This is a genomic window from Acinetobacter sp. P1(2023) (assembly GCF_028367635.1).
In the GTDB taxonomy this organism is placed as follows: Bacteria; Pseudomonadota; Gammaproteobacteria; order Pseudomonadales; family Moraxellaceae; genus Acinetobacter; species Acinetobacter pittii_E.
The window spans coordinates 1-21,066 of record NZ_JAQNDD010000016.1 but is presented as its reverse complement, the minus strand read 5'-3'; the positions used below and the strand labels follow the sequence as shown (position 1 = coordinate 21,066).

General features: G+C 39.8%; 18 protein-coding genes and 2 tRNA genes. 14 read left to right on the top strand and 6 right to left on the bottom strand.

Annotated elements, in window-relative coordinates:
* Positions 1–14: 14 nt before the first annotated feature.
* A tRNA-Met gene (locus POD11_RS17135) sits at positions 15–91 on the top strand.
* A 148-nt stretch (positions 92–239) separates the two neighbouring features.
* Entirely contained in the window at positions 240–1,424 is a 1,185-nt protein-coding gene (locus POD11_RS17130; RefSeq protein ID WP_262458078.1) for an OprO/OprP family phosphate-selective porin, read from the top strand.
* A gap of 54 nt (positions 1,425–1,478) precedes the next feature.
* Here POD11_RS17130 and POD11_RS17125 read toward each other — a convergent pair whose 3' ends face one another.
* Positions 1,479–2,459 carry a LysR family transcriptional regulator gene (locus POD11_RS17125; RefSeq protein ID WP_016142022.1) on the bottom strand — a complete coding sequence of 327 codons (981 nt, stop codon included), beginning with the start codon at positions 2,457–2,459 and terminating at the stop codon, positions 1,479–1,481.
* 103 nt (positions 2,460–2,562) lie between these two features.
* Here POD11_RS17125 and POD11_RS17120 point away from each other — a divergent pair, with 103 nt between their 5' ends.
* From POD11_RS17120 to POD11_RS17090, 7 genes are all read left to right on the top strand, one after another.
* Entirely contained in the window at positions 2,563–3,675 is a 1,113-nt protein-coding gene (locus POD11_RS17120; protein ID WP_016142021.1) for a tartrate dehydrogenase, read from the top strand.
* Between the two features lie 26 nt (positions 3,676–3,701).
* Entirely contained in the window at positions 3,702–5,348 is a 1,647-nt protein-coding gene (locus POD11_RS17115) for a BCCT family carnitine transporter (RefSeq protein ID WP_057074931.1), read from the top strand.
* A gap of 11 nt (positions 5,349–5,359) precedes the next feature.
* Positions 5,360–6,334, top strand: a complete 975-nt coding sequence (locus POD11_RS17110; RefSeq protein ID WP_262458077.1) for an alpha/beta hydrolase — start codon at positions 5,360–5,362, stop codon at positions 6,332–6,334.
* A gap of 42 nt (positions 6,335–6,376) precedes the next feature.
* Positions 6,377–7,492, top strand: coding sequence for a carnitine monooxygenase subunit alpha (gene cntA / locus POD11_RS17105; protein WP_002120432.1), 1,116 nt, complete (start codon positions 6,377–6,379; stop codon positions 7,490–7,492).
* Between the two features lie 63 nt (positions 7,493–7,555).
* Positions 7,556–9,007: an NAD-dependent succinate-semialdehyde dehydrogenase gene (locus POD11_RS17100; RefSeq protein WP_016142017.1), complete on the top strand. Its 1,452-nt coding sequence runs from the start codon at positions 7,556–7,558 to the stop codon at positions 9,005–9,007.
* A gap of 47 nt (positions 9,008–9,054) precedes the next feature.
* On the top strand, positions 9,055–10,011 hold the full coding sequence (cntB, locus tag POD11_RS17095) for a carnitine monooxygenase, reductase subunit CntB (protein ID WP_262446792.1): 957 nt from the start codon (positions 9,055–9,057) through the stop codon (positions 10,009–10,011).
* A gap of 157 nt (positions 10,012–10,168) precedes the next feature.
* Positions 10,169–10,245, top strand: a tRNA-Met gene (locus POD11_RS17090).
* A 43-nt stretch (positions 10,246–10,288) separates the two neighbouring features.
* Here the strand turns inward: POD11_RS17090 and POD11_RS17085 are convergent.
* From POD11_RS17085 to POD11_RS17065, 5 genes are all read right to left on the bottom strand, one after another.
* A complete protein-coding gene (locus tag POD11_RS17085) occupies positions 10,289–11,317 on the bottom strand; it encodes a hypothetical protein (protein ID WP_262458075.1) in 1,029 nt (342 codons plus the stop codon).
* A complete protein-coding gene (locus POD11_RS17080; RefSeq protein WP_060466105.1) occupies positions 11,310–12,935 on the bottom strand; it encodes an NAD+ synthase in 1,626 nt (541 codons plus the stop codon). Before POD11_RS17080 ends, POD11_RS17085 begins: the two co-directional genes overlap by 8 nt.
* Before the next feature lie 385 nt (positions 12,936–13,320).
* Positions 13,321–13,881 (bottom strand): hypothetical protein, encoded by a 561-nt coding sequence (locus POD11_RS17075; protein ID WP_262458074.1) that lies wholly within the window; start codon positions 13,879–13,881, stop codon positions 13,321–13,323.
* A 161-nt stretch (positions 13,882–14,042) separates the two neighbouring features.
* Complete coding sequence (hemJ, locus tag POD11_RS17070; protein WP_016142013.1) at positions 14,043–14,495, bottom strand: protoporphyrinogen oxidase HemJ; 453 nt, start codon at positions 14,493–14,495, stop codon at positions 14,043–14,045.
* An 18-nt stretch (positions 14,496–14,513) separates the two neighbouring features.
* Positions 14,514–15,743 carry a beta-ketoacyl synthase N-terminal-like domain-containing protein gene (locus POD11_RS17065; RefSeq protein WP_016142012.1) on the bottom strand — a complete coding sequence of 410 codons (1,230 nt, stop codon included), beginning with the start codon at positions 15,741–15,743 and terminating at the stop codon, positions 14,514–14,516.
* Between the two features lie 299 nt (positions 15,744–16,042).
* Here POD11_RS17065 and POD11_RS17060 point away from each other — a divergent pair, with 299 nt between their 5' ends.
* The 5 genes from POD11_RS17060 to POD11_RS17040 all read left to right on the top strand — a co-directional run.
* Positions 16,043–17,362 (top strand): EcsC family protein, encoded by a 1,320-nt coding sequence (locus POD11_RS17060; RefSeq protein WP_239967530.1) that lies wholly within the window; start codon positions 16,043–16,045, stop codon positions 17,360–17,362.
* 201 nt (positions 17,363–17,563) lie between these two features.
* A complete protein-coding gene (gene rpsL / locus POD11_RS17055) occupies positions 17,564–17,938 on the top strand; it encodes a 30S ribosomal protein S12 (protein WP_002050319.1) in 375 nt (124 codons plus the stop codon).
* Positions 17,939–18,098: 160 nt separating this feature from the next.
* Entirely contained in the window at positions 18,099–18,569 is a 471-nt protein-coding gene (rpsG, locus tag POD11_RS17050) for a 30S ribosomal protein S7 (protein ID WP_001138055.1), read from the top strand.
* Between the two features lie 177 nt (positions 18,570–18,746).
* Positions 18,747–20,885 carry an elongation factor G gene (fusA, locus tag POD11_RS17045; RefSeq protein WP_016142010.1) on the top strand — a complete coding sequence of 713 codons (2,139 nt, stop codon included), beginning with the start codon at positions 18,747–18,749 and terminating at the stop codon, positions 20,883–20,885.
* Positions 20,886–20,980: 95 nt separating this feature from the next.
* Positions 20,981–21,066, top strand: an 86-nt coding sequence (locus POD11_RS17040) for a GTP-binding protein (RefSeq protein WP_001029592.1), incomplete at its 3' end; no start/stop codon positions are given.

Sequence of the window (21,066 nt, the reverse complement as noted above, 5' to 3'; positions counted from 1 at the left end):
CGCGCACAGTTTTCGGCTATGTAGCTCAGTTGGTTAGAGCACCGCACTCATAATGCGGGGGTCACAAGTTCAAGTCTCGTCATAGCCACCATTTTATAGACCACGCTCCTGCGTGGTCTTTTTTTATGCTCATTTTTTGATTAAACACAGTTTGTAAAGACCGACTTTATAGTTGTGGCATTGTTTGTCTACGTCAATTTCTTCATGTTCTTATAACACTTAACAAGGATGTTGAAGACATGAAAAGGTCATTATTATTTTTAGGGATTTTAAGTTTAACGGCAGGAGTGGAAGTCTCTGCGGCCGATTTAAGTTGGGGAGATCCAACTTTAGACTCGGGTCAGTTTAAAGTTTCTGGCGCGGTACGCTCTCGCTATTTGCATAAAGATTATGTAGTTGATGCAAATGAAGGTTCTCAAAATGATGACTGGCGATTAACTGATATTAAATTAGTGCTAGGTTATGAGAATCCAGATTGGATTGCAGGTGCGGATGCCCGTTGTTATCAATATGATCGCTTATGTGATGCGATTTTCCTAAAAAAAGCATGGGTGGGTTATAAGTTATCTGACCAGCAGAGAATCACGGCAGGTTTACAACCCGTTGATTTCGGCTTTGGCGAATTTTGGGGCAGTAGTTACTACGAAACGCTTTTAAATACAGTCGGTTTAGAAGACATCGATAATCTAGGGATCAAATATAAATTTGCAGATAATAAATATAATTTAACTTTAGGTTTCTATCCAACTGATGGCGGAAATTATAAAGGAACCTCAAAGGACTCAAGCAGATATAGCGGTAATTTTGTTGAAGCTGATGATTTAACCACAGGAACTAATATTGAAGAAAAGAATATGTGGATTGCTCGAGCGTCTAGAAAATTTGAGCTTGATAAGGCACAAAATTTTTCGACCGAGTTAGGTGGTTCAGTTTGGTACTCTGATTTAGAAAATAAAAGAACTGATGAAGATGGTCATCGTAAGTCATGGAACGTTTTTGCTCAAACACAATATCAAGCATGGCAATGGATGTTCTTGGCTGGGAAGCAAGATGTCACCAATGGCGATAATTTATTTCCAAATAGCTCAACCATTGGAGCATTTGATTACCCGTATCAAGTTGCTAATAAGGGTAAATATTTGGTCAATGAAATTAACTATACGTTTGCTCAGCCATTCCACAAACTTGAAAATATTAAACCTTATATCTCTCATAGCCGCTTCTTTAAAGATGAGGATAGCTATAAAGACTCTGAACGCTTAATTGCAGGCGTTTATTTTAATTACAAAGCCATTGGTATTCAGGGTGAATACATTCTGAGTAAAAATGATCCAATGGTTGGCGGTAGGGCTGATGGCCTTGCACAAGGTAGCAGTAATGATTGGGATAAATTATTTTATCTTTCAATTGGGTACTATTTTTAAAATTTAAAAGCAATTTATTGCCCTAAGTGAATAGGCCTCACTTAGGGCTTTTTTTCATAGAAAGACTTTTTCAGGCGGTGGTTCTCGTTTAACTGCTGGAGAAATGAGTTGCCCTCGGTTTAGATTTTGAACATGCTGTAAACGGTTGAGCAGCTCGTTTTGAATAAATAAAATACAGGTTTGTAATTTAGATGAGCTTTTAAGCCGTGATGGATAAACCGCCCAAATATCTGCATCTTGCCAGTACTCAGGCAAAATATGCTGAAGTTGGCCTGTAATCAACTCATCTGCAACATCCCAAATTGACCGGAAAATAATACCGTGACCTTCTATGGCAAGCTGATGAATAATCTCGCCGTTATTTGAAACAAAACGGGGTTTGATATGTACGGAGACATCTTCAGAAGCATGCCTAAATTTCCAGAGTACCGAGGATTGATCGCGTTCACTAATCGTTAAACAATCATGTGATTGTAAATCTTCAATGCTGTCAGGTACGCCATGTTTAAGTAAATAGCTTGGCGATGCACATAAAATCCGAAAATTGGAAGCCAGCTTCTTTGCAATCATATTCGGCGCAATTTCATTACCAATTCTAATGTCCAAATCAATACTGTGTTGAATTAGGTCTTTGGTATTGTCGATAGTGTCAAAATGAATTTGGAGCTTTGGATAAAGCATCATTAATTTAGACAGAATTGGTGCGATATGCTTTCTGCCAAAACCAAAGCTACTAATAATATCCATACGACCTGTAGGCGTACTCAGCGGGTTATTGACCAGTTCACAGACTTCATCAAATTCTTCAAGAATATTTGAAACTCTCTCAAGGATGAGTTTGCCATCTTCCGTTAAGCTGACATGACGCGTGCTGCGATGAAAGAGTTTGCAGCTTAACGTGTTTTCTAAAATATTAATTCGCTTGCTAATAAAAGCTGGCGATGTCCCAAGTTCCTCAGCAGATTCGACAAAACTTTTGAGTTTGGCGACTGTGCAAAAAACCTTTAAATCCGATAGGTTAGGTAGATTGTTCACGATCCGTGTCCATTGGAGTGATAGTTCCGTTATTGATCATTTTTGCTTAAAACATCATGTTTAAGCCATACAAGGATATTAGTCGAAGGTGTGAAGGAAGCTTATGGCAAAAAGATATAAAGTTGCCACGATTGCAGGCGATGGCATTGGTTTAGAAGTTCTACCAGAAGGCATTAAGGTTGTAAAGGCAGCAGCAGAGAAGTATGGCATTGAGCTTCAGCTAGATGCATTTGATTGGGCAAGCTGTGATTACTACCTTGAGCACGGCAAAATGATGCCCGATGACTGGTTTGAAACTTTACAGGGCTACGATGCAATCTACTTTGGCGCTGTAGGCTGGCCAGATAAAGTACCTGACCATATTTCACTATGGGGTTCACTGCTCCAGTTCCGTCGTGGTTTTGACCAATATGTGAATTTACGTCCAGTACGCTTAATGCCAGGTGTGAAATGTCCATTGGTAGGTAAAAAACCGGGCGATATCGACTTCTACGTGGTTCGTGAAAATAGTGAAGGTGAATATTCAGCCATTGGCGGTAAAGCTTTTGAAGGAACAGATCGAGAATTTGTTTTACAAGAAGCAGTATTTACACGTCATGGCGTAGACCGAATTTTGCGTTATGCATTTGAGTTTGCAAATCAGCGCGATGCGAAAAAGATTACAGCAGCGACTAAGTCCAATGGTATTGCAGTTAGCATGCCGTACTGGGATGAACGCGTTGATGCGATGGCAAAACAATATCCACAAATTCAGGCTGATAAACAGCATGTTGATATTTTAGCGGCTCGTTTTGTTTTACAACCTGAACGTTTTGATGTGGTCGTGGCATCCAATTTATTTGGTGACATCCTTTCCGATTTAGGTCCTGCATGTACAGGAACCATTGGTTTGGCTGCTTCTGCAAATTTAAACCCAGAAAGAAAATTTCCATCATTGTTTGAACCTGTACATGGTTCAGCACCAGATATTTACGGTAAACAAATTGCCAACCCAATCGCTGCGATTTGGTCGGGCGCCATGATGTTTGAATTCTTTGGCGAAGATGATGAACGCTGCATTCAAGCAGGTCAGGACATTATGCAGGCGATTGAGAATGTATTAATTAATGGGCCAAAAACAGCCGATATCGGCGGTCAGGCAAAAACTTATGAGGTAGGAGATGCAATTGCATCGTGTGTAGCCCAAACTAAAATGGACGTGTTCGCTATGGAATAACGCCATCCAAAAATGGATGTAGGGATATGGATAATCAAAACACAAAAATTTATACGGATAAAGTTCTTGCCGTAACCAGCTTACTGTTTGTATTTATTTCAGTTGCTGGTTTGGCAATTTATTCGCAAGAGTCGATCAAGATTGCTGCAACATGGATGCAGTGGACGACATCGGTATTTACAACCCCAGTATTACTGTTTGCTTTTTTAGCTATCATTTTTACTTTTGGTTTGGCCTTTAGTAAATACGGCAAAATCAAACTAGGTGAAGGGAAACCTCAATACACCACGATGTCATGGATTTTTATGTTCATCTTGTCGGGTATCGGGTCTTCTACATTGTACTGGGGCTTTCTGGACTGGGCTTACTATTATCAAACTCCGGGTTTGAGCTTACCGCCTGAGTCAGCAGAAGCATTGAAATATAGCGTGGCTTACTCGTTTTTTCACTCAGGTTTAAGTGCATGGGCAATTTATGCTTTGGCATCAATTTCTTTGTGCTACAGCTATCATGTGAGAAAAAATAAAGGCTTAAGTTTGGCTTCTGTGATTGAAGCTGTGACAGGCTTTAAATCAACCGGCGTGGTTGGACGTTTAGTCGACCTTATGTTCTTGCTTTGCATGTTTGGTGCATTGACGATTTCATTAGTACTCACCGCCGTGACATTTACCAATATTTTGTCTCAGCTCACAGGTATTCCAAATACTTTTATGACCAAGGTCATCATTATTTTGGCAGTTTCGGTTCTGTTTGCTCTCAGTTCTTATGTCGGTATGGATAAGGGCATGCAGCGTTTAAGCCACATGGTGTGCTTGGGTGTGGTGCTATTTGCAATTTATGTACTTTGCTTTGGTCCGACTCAATTCATTTTGAATAATTCATTAATGAGTTTTGGATTAATGGCAACCAACTTTGTGGATATGAGTTTATTTACCGACCCAATGGGCGATGGCAAGTTTACTCGTGAATGGACTGTTTTCTACTGGTTATGGTGGATTTCATATGCACCGGGTGTGGCACTGTTTGTAACGCGTGTTTCTAAAGGTCGTACCATTAAAGAAGTGATCTTTGCCATGGTCATTGGTGGCAGTGTCGGTCTTTGGTTCATCTTTGGTGTGTTTGAAAACTACAGTGTTTATAGCTTTATTCATGGGGCTGTAAATGTGCCACAAATCTTAAGCCAACAGGGTGGTGAGGTTGCGATTGGTCAATTACTTAGCCTGTTACCAGCCGGAAAGCTCATGATGTGGATTTTCCTCGGCATTATGGTGGTATTTTTGGCTGCACACATGGATGCAGTAGGGTATGCGGTTTCAGCAACATGTACACGTGGTTTAAGTGAAGGACAAGATCCATCACCAAATGCCCGTCTATTCTGGTGTGTCATGCTGACTTTGGTTCCGATTGCCATGATCTTTAGTAAGGCACCTTTAGACACCATGAAAACAGCAACCATTGTGACGGCTTTACCATTCATCGTGATTATTCTGATTCAAACCTATGGTTTAGTGAAATGGCTGATTCAGGATTATGCCAAAGTCCCATCGCATTTAATTGAGCAACAAGGTTATGATGATGCAGAAATTGGTTTAAACCAGTCTCAAGATGAACATGCAAAACGGATGCAACTTGAGCTAGCAAGCTCAATCAAACTGGATAGAAAAACCAGCTAGAGGGAACGGTAATGACGACATGTGAACAGACCACGTATGTTTTAAGTGAAGAAATGCAAAGCTTAGTGTACTGGAGCAGCATTTATTCACCAGCAGATGCAGATATTGACTCAATTCGTGCAGCATATGACGCGATGTGCCGACACTACACTTTGCCTCGTGATGGCAAGATTGAAGTAGAAGACCGAGTTGTTGCAAATGCGGAGCATTCTGTACCTGTTCGTATCTATTCACCAAAAACTAAACAACCTGAAGCTGGTTGGCCGTGTGTGCTGTATTTGCATGGCGGCGGTTGGATGGTTGGTGGGCTCGATTCACATGAGTTTATTACCAGTTATTTATGTCAGGACTTAAATGCAGTTGTCATTGGTGTGGATTATCGCATGGCACCAGAGCATCGTTTTCCGGCAGCTTTTGAAGATTGTTTAGCAGTCTATCAATGGCTTAAACAACATGGTTCTGACTGGCAGATTGATAGCGGAAATATCGTTCTAGCAGGCGATAGCGCAGGCGGTAACTTAGCAGCAGCCCTTGCTGTGCATCTACAGCATAGTGGTTTGCAAGCTCAAGGTCTGGCTTTGGTTTATCCGTGTTTAACTACAGCACTTGATACACCAGCCGCACAAAAGCATGCCCATGCGCCGCTGTTAACGACCGAAGATATGCATTTTTATTTAAAGGAATATGCACCTAACTCTCAAGATTGGCAGGATTTACGTCTAGCGCCTTTATTGGCAACTGATTTTTCAGATATGCCTGCCAGTTTTGTAGCCGTTGCAGAATACGACCCTTTAAGTGATGACGGTTATTTCCTTACCCAAAAATTGGAACAAGCAGGAATTTCAAGTGAATTCCATTTAGGTAAAGGTTTATTACATGGCAGTTTACGTCTCATGCGTGATTGCCCAGAAGTTCAACAGTTATATCAAAACATGCTGAGTGCGATACGCCGCATGTTTGGCAATGTCGAAAAGACATCAATTTAATATCGAGTCATTTGGACGAAAAGAATTTAATGGAGTAATAACATGAGTGCAGTTGAAAAATTACCTGAAGATTTTTGTGCAAACCCAGATGTTGCATGGACTTTTCCTAAAGTTTTCTATACTTCATCGCAAGTTTTTGAGCATGAGAAAGAAGCAATCTTTGCTAAAAGCTGGATTTGTGTTGCACATGGCAGTGAATTGGCACAACCGAATGACTATATTACCCGTAAAGTAATTGGTGAAAATATTGTCATCATTCGTGGTAAAGATAGCGTTTTACGTGCGTTTTATAATGTGTGTCCGCATCGTGGTCACGAGCTTTTAAGTGGCAGTGGTAAAGCAAAAAATGTAATTACTTGTCCATACCATGCTTGGACTTTTAAGCTAGACGGTAGCTTAGCCTTGGCGCGTAACTGTGACCATGTTGAATCTTTTGACAAAGAAAACTCAAGCATGGTGCCTTTAAAAGTTGAGGAATATGCTGGCTTTGTTTTCATTAATATGGATGAAAATGCGACTTGTGTAGAAGACCAACTTCCGGAATTTGCTGAACGTTTAAATCAAGCATGTAGCGTAATTAAAGATTTGAAATTGGCAGCACGTTTTGTGACAGAAACGCCGGCAAACTGGAAAGTAATTGTTGATAACTATCTAGAGTGCTATCACTGTGGACCAGCGCATCCTGGCTTTGCTGACTCGGTACAAGTTGATAAATATTGGCACACAACACATCAAAACTGGACATTGCAATATGGCTTTGCTCGCTCATCTGAGAAGTCATTTAAGCTTGATCCATCGGTAACTGATCCTGAGTTTCATGGTTTCTGGACTTGGCCTTGCACCATGTTCAACGTACCACCGGGCAGCAACTTCATGACTGTGATCTATGAATTTCCAGTTGATGCAGAAACGACTTTGCAACATTACGATATTTACTTCACAAACGAAGAACTTACTCAAGATCAGAAAGATTTGATTGAGTGGTATCGCAATGTATTCCGCCCTGAAGATTTGAACTTGGTCGAAAGCGTACAACGTGGTTTGAAATCACGTGGTTATCGCGGTCAAGGCCGTATCATGACTGATAAACAACGCTCTGGAATTAGTGAACATGGTATTGCTTACTTCCAACATTTAGTAGCGCAGCATCATAAATAAAACAAATGGATTTATTCAGGTGTAAAGATGACTTACACCTGATTCTTCAGTTAGGAAGATGATATGTCGAGTTTACAAAGTACTGAATTATTTCAGCAACACGCCTATATTAACGGACAATGGCTAGCTGCACAGTCAAATGCAACGGTTCCGGTAAGTAACCCAGCAACAGGCGAAGAAATTGGCACAATTCCAAATATGGGAGCGGCTGAGGCTACACAAGCGGTTGAGGCTGCTTATACTGCTTTACAAAGTTGGAAAGCTTTAACTGCCCAAAATCGTGCAGATATTTTATTGGCTTGGTACAAACTTGTTCTCGATCATACCGATGAACTCGCTTTAATCATGACCATTGAGCAAGGAAAACCTTTGGCAGAAGCGAAAGGTGAGGTGCGTTATGCTGCATCATTTATTCAATGGTTTGCCGAAGAAGGTAAGCGTATTTATGGCGATGTGATTCCAACCGTCAATAATCAGCAGCGTTTTATTATTAGTAAAGAACCTGTAGGTGTCGTGGCTGCTATTACGCCGTGGAATTTCCCAATCGCCATGATTACCCGTAAAGCAGCTCCCGCTTTAGCAGCAGGATGTACGGTTGTCATTAAGCCAGCAAATGAAACGCCTTACTGCGCGTTAGCGATTGCGAAACTTGCAGAAAAAGCAGGTATTCCGGCTGGTGTGCTTAATGTTGTGACCGGTAAATCTCAAGAAATTGGCTCTGTATTTACTTCACATGAAAAAGTGAAGAAATTGACCTTTACGGGTTCAACGCCAGTGGGCCGCTTATTGATGCAGCAGTGTTCAAGCACTATTAAAAAGTTGGCGCTTGAGTTAGGCGGTAATGCACCACTGATTGTGTTTGATGATGCCGATTTGGATAAAGCTGTACAAGGCGCGATTTTTGCCAAGTTCCGTAATGCGGGCCAAACTTGCGTTTGTGCTAACCGTATTTATGTACATGACAATATTTACCAAGCTTTTGCCGAGAAGTTTGTACAAGAAGTACAAAAGTTTAAAGTCGGTAATGGACTTGAAGATGGCGTGCAAATTGGCCCATTAATTAATGAAAAAGCAGTTTTGAAAGCACAACAGTTAATTGATGATGCGTTAAGTAAAGGCGCTAAGGTAGCTTGTGGCGGCAAACAGCATGCTTTAGGGCAAACCTTCTATGAGCCATCAGTTCTAACGAACGTTGACCGTACCATGGAAATTGTCCAAGAAGAAATTTTTGGTCCAGTTGCACCGCTTATTCGTTTTACAGATGAAGCAGATGTCGTTGCTCAAGCCAATGACACTATCTTTGGTTTGGCCGCTTATGTTTATAGCGAAAATATTTCACGCTTATGGCGAGTGTCAGAACAGCTTGAATATGGAATGGTCGGTATGAATGCCACAGCAATTTCAAATGAAGTTGTACCATTTGGCGGTGTGAAGCAATCAGGCGTTGGGCGTGAAGGCTCAAAGTATGGTCTTGAAGAGTTCATGACCATTAAATACATGTGTTTAGGGCTTTAAGGATAAGCCCTAACAACAAGAATATGCGGTAAAAGAAGGATTCTAATATGGCGAGTCATTATGAAATGTTCCCGGCGGTTGTTACTCATGTGGAGCAGCTAACCCCTTTAATAAAACGGTTTACGTTCAAACGTCAAGATGGGCAGAACTTTCCTCGATTTAGTGGGGGAAGCCATATTATTGTCAAAATGAATGAACAGCTTTCAAATGCATATTCATTGATGAGTTGTACACAAGACCTATCAACTTACCAAGTCTGCGTTCGTAAAGATGTGGAAGGTAAGGGAGGGTCAGTGTTTATGCATGATCAGTGTAATGAAGGCTGTGAAATTCAGATTTCAGAACCAAAAAATTTATTTCCATTAGCCGAAACAGGCAATAAACATATTTTAATTGCAGGTGGAATTGGCATTACACCATTCTTGCCTCAAATGGATGAGCTTGCAGCACGCGGTGTTGAGTTTGAGTTACATTATGCTTATCGCTCGCCTGAACATGCGGCTTTGTTAGATGAGCTAAAGCAGAAACATGCCGAGCATGTATTTAGCTATGTTGACTCAGAAGGTTGCACATTGAATTTGGATGAGTTGATTTCATCGCAACCTAAAGGCACACATGTTTATGTATGTGGGCCTAAACCCATGATTGATGCGGTAATTGACTGTTGTAATAAGCATCGTTATCGCGACGAGTACATTCATTGGGAACAATTTGCATCAACAGTTCCTGAAGATGGGGAAGCTTTTACGGTTGTACTTGCTAAGTCTAATCAGGAAATTGAAGTACAAAGTAATCAGACGATTTTACAAGCCATTGAAACGTTAAATATTGATGTGGAATGCTTATGTCGCGAAGGCGTATGCGGTACATGTGAAACTGCTATTTTAGAAGGTGAAGCAGATCACTTTGATCAATACTTAAGTGATGCCGAAAAAGCTTCACAAAAGAGCATGATGATTTGTGTATCGAGAGCTAAAGGTAAAAAATTAGTATTAGATCTTTAATATATTTCTGTGGCCGATCAATTGTTTAAAGCAAAAAATTGCTAAAAAAAGAACAAATAATGATGATCTGAATCTTATTTGTTCAATTGATGGACATTAAGGGTTTTTACCTATTGACCTGCTATACAGAACTATAGATAATGCGCACACAGTTTACGGCTATGTAGCTCAGTTGGTTAGAGCACCGCACTCATAATGCGGGGGTCACAAGTTCAAGTCTCGTCATAGCCACCATTTTAAAAACCACGCTCCTGCGTGGTTTCTTTTTATCTATTTTTTACTCATTAAAATGTTTTTCAATCATATCGAGTGTTTTGGAACTTTGATAAAAGGGAGCTAAAAGCGCTTGAAGTAATGGTTCTAAAATACCGTGCTCATTAAAGGCATTCATCACCTTCGGATAAAAACGTAAAGCTTCAGTTTGTAAGTCGCTTTCGGTTAAACCAATCTCACTTAATACTTCAAATAAACTCTGATCTTTATAAAAGTCATAAAAAACTTCTACGCCATACAAAATCAGATCTTGCATGAATTGCGATTGGCGTAATTCTTTCCAGTATTCATAAATTAAAACAAAGAACTCTTCTACATCGAGAGGAGTGAGCTGTTTCATAAACTCATACATTTTTTTATGTCTAATGTCTTCCCAAACATGGCGCACTAGACTTTCTAAATCTTCGCTCGATAAAAGGCTTAATTCTGTAAGTTGCTCATGAATAAAGCCGGCAATCCAAGTTTCAAGTTTATGCTCAAGGCGTTGTTGTTGTAAAAATGAGAATTTTTTGAGCTTATGTTGCCATTCAAAATGGTAGTCATCCACTCTAGATGCTGTTAGAAATTTTGGTAATTTTTGTTCTAAGGTTGAAGTTGCAATGTATTGGCAAAGTTGCTGTACAGAAGGACTAGTTCTTAAAAACTGGTTGAGATAATGAGGAATATGTTCCATTTCCAAAAATTTGGAGAGCCACATTTCAAATTGATGGTCAGAGACCAAGTCCTGTAGCTGAATTGGAGACTTCATGGCAGCTAGATAAATACGCTGCGCAATTTCCCCAATAAACTCAAGTAAACCGGCCCCTAGCTGCATTTCAAAAGCATATCGTTTTACAACGGCTTGTAATTGTTCTAAATCAACAACCTCATGGAGCTTGATGTCATCGGCATGTTGCATAAACAGTTGAATGAACTGCTGGAAATAAATAGGTGAGTTTTCTATAGATAATTGTTTTTTGAAAAATTCCACTTGCTCAAGCAAAAGTGCTTGAGCAAGTGCTGTAGTTTTTGATGAGTTTTTCTGCTCAGTCATTCGCTGTCCAACCGTTGACAATCGGATAACGTCGTTCGCGACTAAATGCGCGAGAAGTAATTCTCGGGCCAATCGCACCTTGACGACGTTTGTACTCATTACGATCAACTAAACGGATGACTTTTTCAACAACTTCTTTATCAAAACCTTTGGCAATAATATCGGCCTGACCTAAATCTTCTTCAATGTATGCGTACAGGATGGCATCCAATACATCATAAGCTGGTAAAGAATCTTGGTCTTTTTGATCTGGACGAAGTTCTGCTGAAGGTGGGCGAGTAATGACACGCTCAGGAATCACAGGCGTTTCACTTAAGCTATTACGGTATTTTGCTAATTCAAACACGATTGTTTTATAAACATCTTTTAGAACCGCAAAGCCACCAACCATGTCACCATAAAGCGTACAGTAGCCAACTGAAAGTTCAGATTTATTCCCTGTAGCAAGGACTAAATTACCAAACTTGTTTGATAAGCCCATAAGCAATGTGCCACGAGCACGCGCTTGTAAATTTTCTTCAGTTGCATCAGCTGGTGAATTACCAAAGAAAGGATACAAGGTTTGCATAAAGCTATTTACGATTGAGTGAATTTCAGCAATACCGAAAGTTACACCCATACGACGAGCTTGTTCTGCTGCATCTTCTACACTAATCTGAGAGGTGTAGGTGTAAGGCATCATTACAGCTTGGACTTTTTCAGCACCGATCGCATCAACAGCAATTGCGAGTGTGAGGGCAGAGTCGATACCACCAGAAAGACCTAAAATTACACCAGGGAATCCTGAACGTTCTACATAGTCACGAGTTGCCATGACTAAACCTTGATAGATTTCGGCAAATGTTTCTAATGCAGGAGCAGACTCAGTGACTTTAAATAACTTTGTATCACGGTCAAATTCAGCAATATAAATATCTTCTTTAAAGCTCGGCGCTTGTAAAGCAATTTCACCATTTTGATTACTGACAAAACTTGTGCCATCAAAAATTAAATCGTCTTGTCCGCCCACTTGGTTAACGTAAACAATATTTAGATGAAGTTGTTTTGCAAGTTCACTTAAGGTCTGTATGCGGTGCTGTGGTTTGCCGACTTCATATGGTGATGAGTTGAGTACAAGAACCGTATCAACATTTAATTGGCTCAACTGTTTGACCGTATTAATTGACCAGATATCTTCACAGATTAATACACCAAACTTATGCCCAAGATATTCAAACACCAAATGCTGATGGCCTTTCTGGAAATAGCGTTTTTCATCAAAGACGCCATAGTTTGGTAAATTATGTTTATTAAAAACACCCAAAACTTGACCGTCTTTCATGACAGCAGCAGAATTATAACGTTGACCATCTTCTGTCTGGTTCACAAATCCGAAAACCATAACAATATCTTTAACTTCGGCAAGTTGTGCAAAAGCCTTTTGCATACGTTTATTTAAATTTGGACGTAACAATAGGTCTTCAGCCGGATAACCAATAACAGAAAGCTCGGGAAAAATAATCAGGTCAGCGTCTTGTTTTTTCGCCTGATTTACTTGCTCAATCATCTTTTGGGTGTTTGAGTCAATATTGCCAATATGCGGAGAAAACTGAGCAAGGGCAACTTTAAAACTTTTCATTCAAACCTAATCCTAGATCATAACGAATATAGATACACACAGTGTTGATTTTTATGGATATAATTTTTCAACGATGTGTATGATACGATAGTAAACAATTAAAATAGTAAACAAAAATGTCAAGATCAATAATATATACCAATCCCATATTTTCTGCGTAAAAATAACGAGATTTTCTGTATAGAATAGAAACAGGCTTCATTATTTTTATTGTTTGTATACTGCCTTATCACAAGCTAATTTGGAATAAGTCTGTTCTATTTTTTTCAATAATTTGAATTAAGTAAGCCTACTTTTATAGTTTAGATAAGTATTTCTGATTTATAAGAATTCTCATTTACATTAAGCAAGAAATGTTACGTTCAAAGCTAAATTGATTATTTAGTTACAAATCAAGTTGAGGTGAACAGATGATATTGGGGATTTTTCCAGAGCAAATGTCGCGTGCAATTTCGCCTTGCTGTTCAATATTATACGTACTAAATGCTTTGTGAGGATGATAGGTGTATTTATAGGGATTGTAACTTTTAAAGCTGAGGTAATAGGCTGATTGTAATAAAGCACCTTTAAGTAGGACATGTATGCCTTTTTGATATTGCATGACGTGTGTGAGTTCGTGGATAAAAATACCCTGCATAAACTTAGATTCTAGCGCGTAGTTTTCACTGTAATCAGAAGGATTGACATAAATATTCCCATTGGGGGCCATAAAAATACCGCAAGATTGCCAAGGGAGGTAACGAGTAGCAATAATTTTAGGTGTTTCACAATTAAGCATATCTCCAAAGACCATTTGCGCTAATATTTTTTCTTGAGCAGTCAAATGTCTAATCGGGTAATTTTTTAAGTGCCGGAAAATAAAAAGTGTAATCAGAATAAATGGTGTATGGATTAAGCGTTTAAAGGCATTAAAAGTTAGCATAGCTTTGCCATTAAATGAGTTCATCTATTTCTTTAGCATAGTATAGGTTAGGTATTGCTAAATAAAGAGGTAGGGTATTGATTAATTTTATGGTTCTGTTTTGAGAAATATAATTGTTTGAATAGATTGTGCATTTTATTAGGATGAATAAAAGAATGCTTAGATAAGAAAAGCAAAAGCCCCAGTTAAAACTGAGGCTTTACAACAACTAAAATCACAACAGCAAATAAAATTAAGGTTGGCATTTCATTAAAGAATCGCCAGAACTTATGTGATTTATAGTGAGCATTTCCGATGAGCTTTTTACGATAATAGCCACATACCAAATGGTAGATGACTAATAAAGCCACTAATCCAACTTTGAGGTAAAACCATGTGGCTTGATGATAATGTCGAGTTGCATCACCCCAATCTACTAGGAAATGCGCGGTTATTAATGTAGCAATCATCGAAGGCCACATAATTCCGCGATACAACTTACGTTCCATTACCTCAAAGCGTTGATGACTTGCAGCATCTTCACTCATAGCATGATAAACATATAGACGTGGTAAGTAGAACAAAGCAGCGAACCAACAAACCACGGCAATAATATGTAATGCTTTTACCCACAAAAAAGCATCAGAAGGTGCATCCATCGATAATCCTACGTGGGATTATGCATCCCACTTCTTGAAAATAAGGCAAGCGTTAACACCGCCAAAGCCAAAACTGTTACTCATTACAGTATTCAATTTTGCATCACGTTTTTCAAGTACGATATCAAAAGGTTTTGCGCCTTCATCAAGTTCAGTTACGTTGATGTTTGGTGCAATAAAGTCATTTTGCATCATTAGTACAGAGTAAATAGCTTCTTGTACACCAGCTGCACCCAAGCTATGACCTGTCATCGATTTGGTTGAGCTAAGAGGAGGTACCTTACCTTCACCAAATGCACGTTCCATTGCTTTAAGTTCAGTAATGTCACCTGCTGGAGTAGAAGTACCATGTGTATTTACATAGTCAATTTTTTCTACGCCATGTTGTTTAGCTTCTTCAAGTGCCATTAATACACAACGTGTAGCACCTTCACCGCTTGGAGCAACCATGTCTGCACCATCACTGTTAGCAGCATAACCAACAACTTCAGCTAAAATGTTCGCACCACGTGCTTGTGCATGCTCAAGTGATTCAAGTACTACGAAACCACCACCGCCAGCAATAACGAAGCCGTCGCGGTCTGCTGAATATGGACGAGATGCTGTTTCTGGAGTGTCATTATATTTTGAGCAAAGTGCGCCCATTGCATCAAACAATAAACTTTGAGACCAGTGATCTTCTTCACCGCCACCAGCAAGCATAAGATCTTGTTTGCCAAGTTGGATCAAGTTGTACGCATAACCAATTGCGTCAGCAGAAGTTGCGCAAGCACTCGTAATAGTATGAGAAATACCTTGTAGTTTAAATGCAACACCAACGTTCGCAGTAATGGTGTTTGACATGTTACGTGGCACGAAGAATGGGCCTACTTTACGTGCGCCTTTAGTTTCTAATAATTCTGTCATTTCAACAACAGAAGCAGTTGAGCCACCACCTGAACCACCAGCAATACCATAACGTGGGTTACCGCTAAGTTGCTCAGGAGTAAGTCCTGCATGTTCAACTGCAGCTACAGCAGCGTTGTAGGCATACATCGCACATACGCCCATAAAGCGTTTTAATTTACGATCGATATTATCAAATTCTTGGTCTGCAGCAGCGCTAACATGACTTTTAAAATTGAGTTCAGCATAAGTTGGGTTAAAACGTGTCCCGGAGATTCCATTTTGAAGTGAGTGAGTAACTGCTTCTAAAGAGTTACCGATACATGAGTTAATACCCATACCAGTGATTACAACACGTTTCATCTACAGGTCCCTTTATGGTGATATTAAGAGTCTATCGTGTTCAACAGCTATGAAAATGAATAGGAGAATATAGCTGTAAGAAAACGAGACTCATGTTTTTCGTTGTTAACATGATAGCAGAAAGGTTTTTTATTTCTTATGGCAAATCTTTATGACAATTTTACATTTAAAAAAAATAACCAAATACATAGTATGTTGCATTTAGGGTTAACTAAAATACACACATTCAAGTTGAGATAAATCCACATTCCACCTAGTATTTATCTCTAATTAGATAAATTAAAAAATCGAGGTACTTGATGACAAAATTTAATAATAATCAATCTGACAATTTGTTTTCTCAGGTCTTCGGAGTGGCTAAAAAGCTCAGTTCTACAGGATTGAGTATCTTGCAACAAAACCAATCAGGTGACGTCAGTAAGGTAATTGAACCCATCCCAACTGGAAAAACTGTTGAAGGTAGATCGAGAACAAAAAGCCCATTTGAAGTTGAGCAATATGAAAGTCCTCAACAAATGCTAAGAGAGCATTTACCAAAAGTCACGCGTCAGGTGTTTGGCCGACATTTTAAAAAAGTAAATGGCGTTGCTACTTTTCTTTCACCGGATTGGGATGAAAAAATCTCAGGCTATTTATTTGATTGGCTAAATGACTTTAGTTCAAAAAGTACCTTAACTGAAAAAATCCTAGAAGAAGCGGGTGCCAAAGATTTATTTGAATTAACTAAAGATACCAGCCGTTCTCAACGTTTAAGTCAGGCACTTATTGAACAAAACAAGCTTATTGCGACTGTACAAGGTGCCATTACAGGTATCTCTGGTGTTGTAGGTGCAGCGGTAGATATTCCAGTTTCATTAGTTTTGGTTTTAAGAACTATTTATCAAACAGGAAGATCACATGGCTTTGATCTTTTAGAAGCTACTGATCAAGATGTTGTAGAGTTTATTTTTAAAGAAGTTGATATTAGTCTCATCGCTGAAAAGCAAACTCTTTTGTTGGCGTTGAAAACCTTACGAAACATGTTGGAAACTCAAGATATTCATCAATTTCAGCAAGTGTTGGGTTCAACCACAGATATAGACACTTTAAAAAACTGGCTGGTAAATGAAGATGGGGAGTTTAAATGGGATTGGTTAAACCGTATTCCTAAACTGTCTGCTTTTAGTAAATTTACACCAGTTGCCGGAGCTGTTTTAAGCGCAGTGTATAGCTGGAAATTACAAGAAGACGTAGGTCATAAAGCTCAAGCAATTTTCGGAGCTGCAAGACATTATTTAAATGAACACCCAAGTGAGCATTTATCTCCGTTACAGGCTTATTATGCTGCGGTTACACTCATCCAAAAAGCTAGTCCAAGACTTTTAAATGTAGGTGAGGATGGCAATATTCATGCTGCTCATCATCATAAAGTAGAAAATCATGATGTGATTTCAAAAGTTTCTATTGTGTTAAAGCCTACCGAAGGCACAAAGAGTGAAGAAAAAATTCAGGAAAATGTTCATCAGGGCCTCGAAAAACTTGCTGACAAGCATGTAGCAGAGCATGAGCATACTGAGCAAAAGCCAGCTTTAACTCCTGAAGACGATGATGAGATAATGGAAGATAAGAAATACTCTTAACAATACCCTTACAAAGAGAAGGTTTAAAAAGTGAAACTAACCTCCATTTAAATTTGTAAATCGTCCTGTCAAACATTGATATGGTCAACATTTGGTAATGTATTGCCGTGTTGACCATTTTTGCATCTTGGCTTACAATTATGTGCCCTTAAAAAGAGGTATTTTCTTTTTAAGGTTTTTTAATAACGGGAGAATTGCCATATGGCAACAACGAATCAGTTGATCCGTAAGGGTCGTACGACTTTGGTTGAAAAATCCAAAGTTCCTGCGTTGAAGGCTTGTCCACAACGTCGTGGTGTTTGTACACGTGTTTATACAACTACACCTAAAAAACCTAACTCAGCTATGCGTAAGGTTTGCCGTGTTCGCTTAACTTCAGGTTTTGAAGTATCTAGCTACATCGGTGGTGAAGGCCATAACCTACAAGAGCACAGTGTTGTTCTTATCCGTGGTGGTCGTGTTAAAGACTTACCGGGTGTACGTTACCATACCGTTCGTGGCTCATTAGACTGTGCTGGTGTTAAAGATCGTAATCAATCACGTTCTAAATACGGTACTAAGCGTCCTAAGAAGTAATTCTAGGAAACTAGTCGAATAAGCCCTTTAGCGTTTCGCTTGTTTGAATTCTTCATAGATTTGTAATTCAAGCGACGTATAGTAAGGCCAGCGTCGTGTACATGACACTTGTACAAACTGCTGGATCATCCTGAAGTGTCATATTATTAGGTGTATTAAAATGCCAAGACGTCGCGTAGTCGCTGCTCGTGAGATCCTTCCAGATCCAAAATTTAGCAGCCAAACAATCGCTAAATTCATGAACCACGTAATGCAAGATGGTAAAAAATCGATTGCAGAAAGTATCGTTTACGGTGCTTTAGAACGCGTTCAAGAAAAAAACAAAGTAGACCCAGTTGAATTTTTCGAGACTACTCTTGAAAAAGTTCGTCCTATGGTTGAAGTAAAAGCACGCCGTGTTGGTGGTGCTACTTATCAAGTACCTATGGAAGTACGCCCATCCCGTCGTACTGCCTTAGCTATGCGTTGGTTAGTAGATGCTGCTGCTAAGCGTTCTGAAAAAACGATGGCTTTACGTCTTGCTGGTGAGTTGCTTGATGCAGCTGAAGGTAAAGGTGCAGCAATCAAAAAACGTGAAGATGTGCACCGTATGGCTGAAGCTAACAAAGCCTTCTCTCACTACCGTTTCTAAGCGGATAAAACAGGCCTTATTCAGGAGAATATTCATGCGTACAGCAGCTCGATTCAACATTGCTCTCTATCAAAGTGGGGGCTTTGCAGGTATTTAAGTTGCCTGTTTGGATATTCGCGCGCATCAATTTAATTGGTGCGTCCTGTTTTAAATATAACATTTAGGAATGTAGACATCATGGCTCGCCAAACCCCAATTACTCGTTACCGTAACATCGGTATTTCTGCGCACATTGACGCAGGTAAAACAACTACAACTGAACGTATTTTGTTCTACACAGGTGTATCTCACAAAATTGGTGAAGTACACGACGGTGCAGCAACAATGGACTGGATGGAACAAGAGCAAGAGCGTGGTATTACAATTACCTCTGCTGCTACAACTTGTTTCTGGTCTGGTATGGGTAACCAATTCGAACAACACCGTATCAACGTAATTGACACCCCGGGACACGTAGACTTCACAATCGAAGTTGAACGTTCTATGCGTGTTCTTGACGGTGCGTGCATGGTTTACTGTGCTGTAGGTGGTGTACAACCTCAGTCTGAAACTGTATGGCGTCAAGCGAACAAATATAAAGTGCCTCGTTTAGCATTCGTGAACAAGATGGACCGTACTGGTGCAAACTTCTTCCGTGCTGTTGAGCAAGTTAAAACTCGTTTAGGTGGTAATCCTGTACCTATCGTTGTGCCAATTGGTGCTGAAGATACATTCCAGGGTGTTGTTGACCTTATCGAAATGAAAGCGATTATCTGGGATGAAGCATCTCAAGGTATGAAGTTTGAATATGCTGATATCCCAGCTGACCTAGTTGATACTGCTCAAGAATGGCGTACAAAAATGGTTGAAGCTGCGGCTGAAGCTTCTGAAGAATTAATGGACAAGTACCTTGAAGAAGGTGATCTTTCTAAAGAAGAGATCATTGCAGGTCTACGTGCTCGTACATTAGCTTCTGAAATTCAAGTAATGCTTTGTGGTTCTGCATTCAAGAACAAAGGTGTTCAACGTATGTTGGATGCTGTAATTGAATTCTTACCATCACCTACAGAAGTTAAAGCGATCGAAGGTATCCTTGACGACAAAGACGAAACTAAAGCGTCTCGTGAAGCATCTGACGAAGCTCCGTTCTCTGCGCTTGCGTTCAAAATCATGAACGACAAATTCGTAGGTAACTTAACATTCGTACGTGTTTACTCTGGTGTTCTTAAACAAGGTGATCCGGTTTATAACCCAGTTAAAGCTAAGCGTGAACGTATCGGTCGTATCGTGCAAATGCATGCGAACGAACGTCAAGATCTTGATGAAATCCGTGCAGGTGATATCGCAGCGTGTGTAGGTCTTAAAGACGTTACAACTGGTGATACATTATGTGATGAGAAAAACATCATTACTCTTGAGCGTATGGAATTCCCAGAGCCAGTAATTTCATTGGCTGTTGAACCAAAAACTAAAGCAGACCAAGAAAAAATGTCTATCGCTTTAGGTCGTTTGGCTAAAGAAGATCCATCGTTCCGCGTTCGTACAGACGAAGAATCTGGTCAAACAATTATTGCTGGTATGGGTGAGCTTCACCTTGACATCATTGTTGACCGTATGAAGCGTGAATTCGGTGTTGAAGCTAACATTGGTAAACCAATGGTTGCTTACCGTGAAACGATCAAAAAGTCTGTTGAACAAGAAGGTAAATTCGTACGTCAAACTGGTGGTAAAGGTAAGTTTGGTCACGTATATGTACGTCTTGAGCCGCTTGATGTTGAAGAAGCTGGTAAAGAATACCAATTCGTTGAAGAAGTTGTTGGTGGTGTAGTACCTAAAGAATTCTTTGGCGCGGTTGACAAAGGTATTCAAGAACGTATGAAGAATGGTGTATTGGCTGGTTACCCTGTTGTTGGTATTAAAGCGACATTATTCGATGGTTCTTACCATGACGTCGACTCTGACGAATTATCGTTCAAAATGGCAGGTTCTTATGCCTTCCGTGATGGTTTCATGAAAGCGGATCCTATCCTTCTTGAACCTATCATGAAAGTTGAAGTAGAAACTCCAGAAGACTACATGGGCGATATCATGGGTGACTTAAACCGTCGTCGTGGTATGGTTCAAGGTATGGACGATCTTCCTGGTGGAACAAAAGCAATTAAAGCTGAAGTTCCTCTTGCTGAGATGTTTGGTTACGCGACTCAAATGCGTTCTATGTCTCAAGGTCGTGCGACTTACTCTATGGAATTTGCTAAATACGCTGAAACTCCACGTAACGTGGCTGAAGGCATTATCGCTAAATTCCAATCTGGCGGTAAAAAAGGTGACGACGAGTAATCTTTCGATTACTATAAGCCCAAACTAATTTCTTAGTTAAAAACCAAGTGCTCATGGGGTGACCCTCCATGAGTAGTTTATAAAGGAAGATCATCATGGCTAAAGCCAAGTTTGAACGTAATAAGCCACACGTAAACGTGGGCACAATCGGTCACGTTGACCATGGTAAAACAACTTTAAC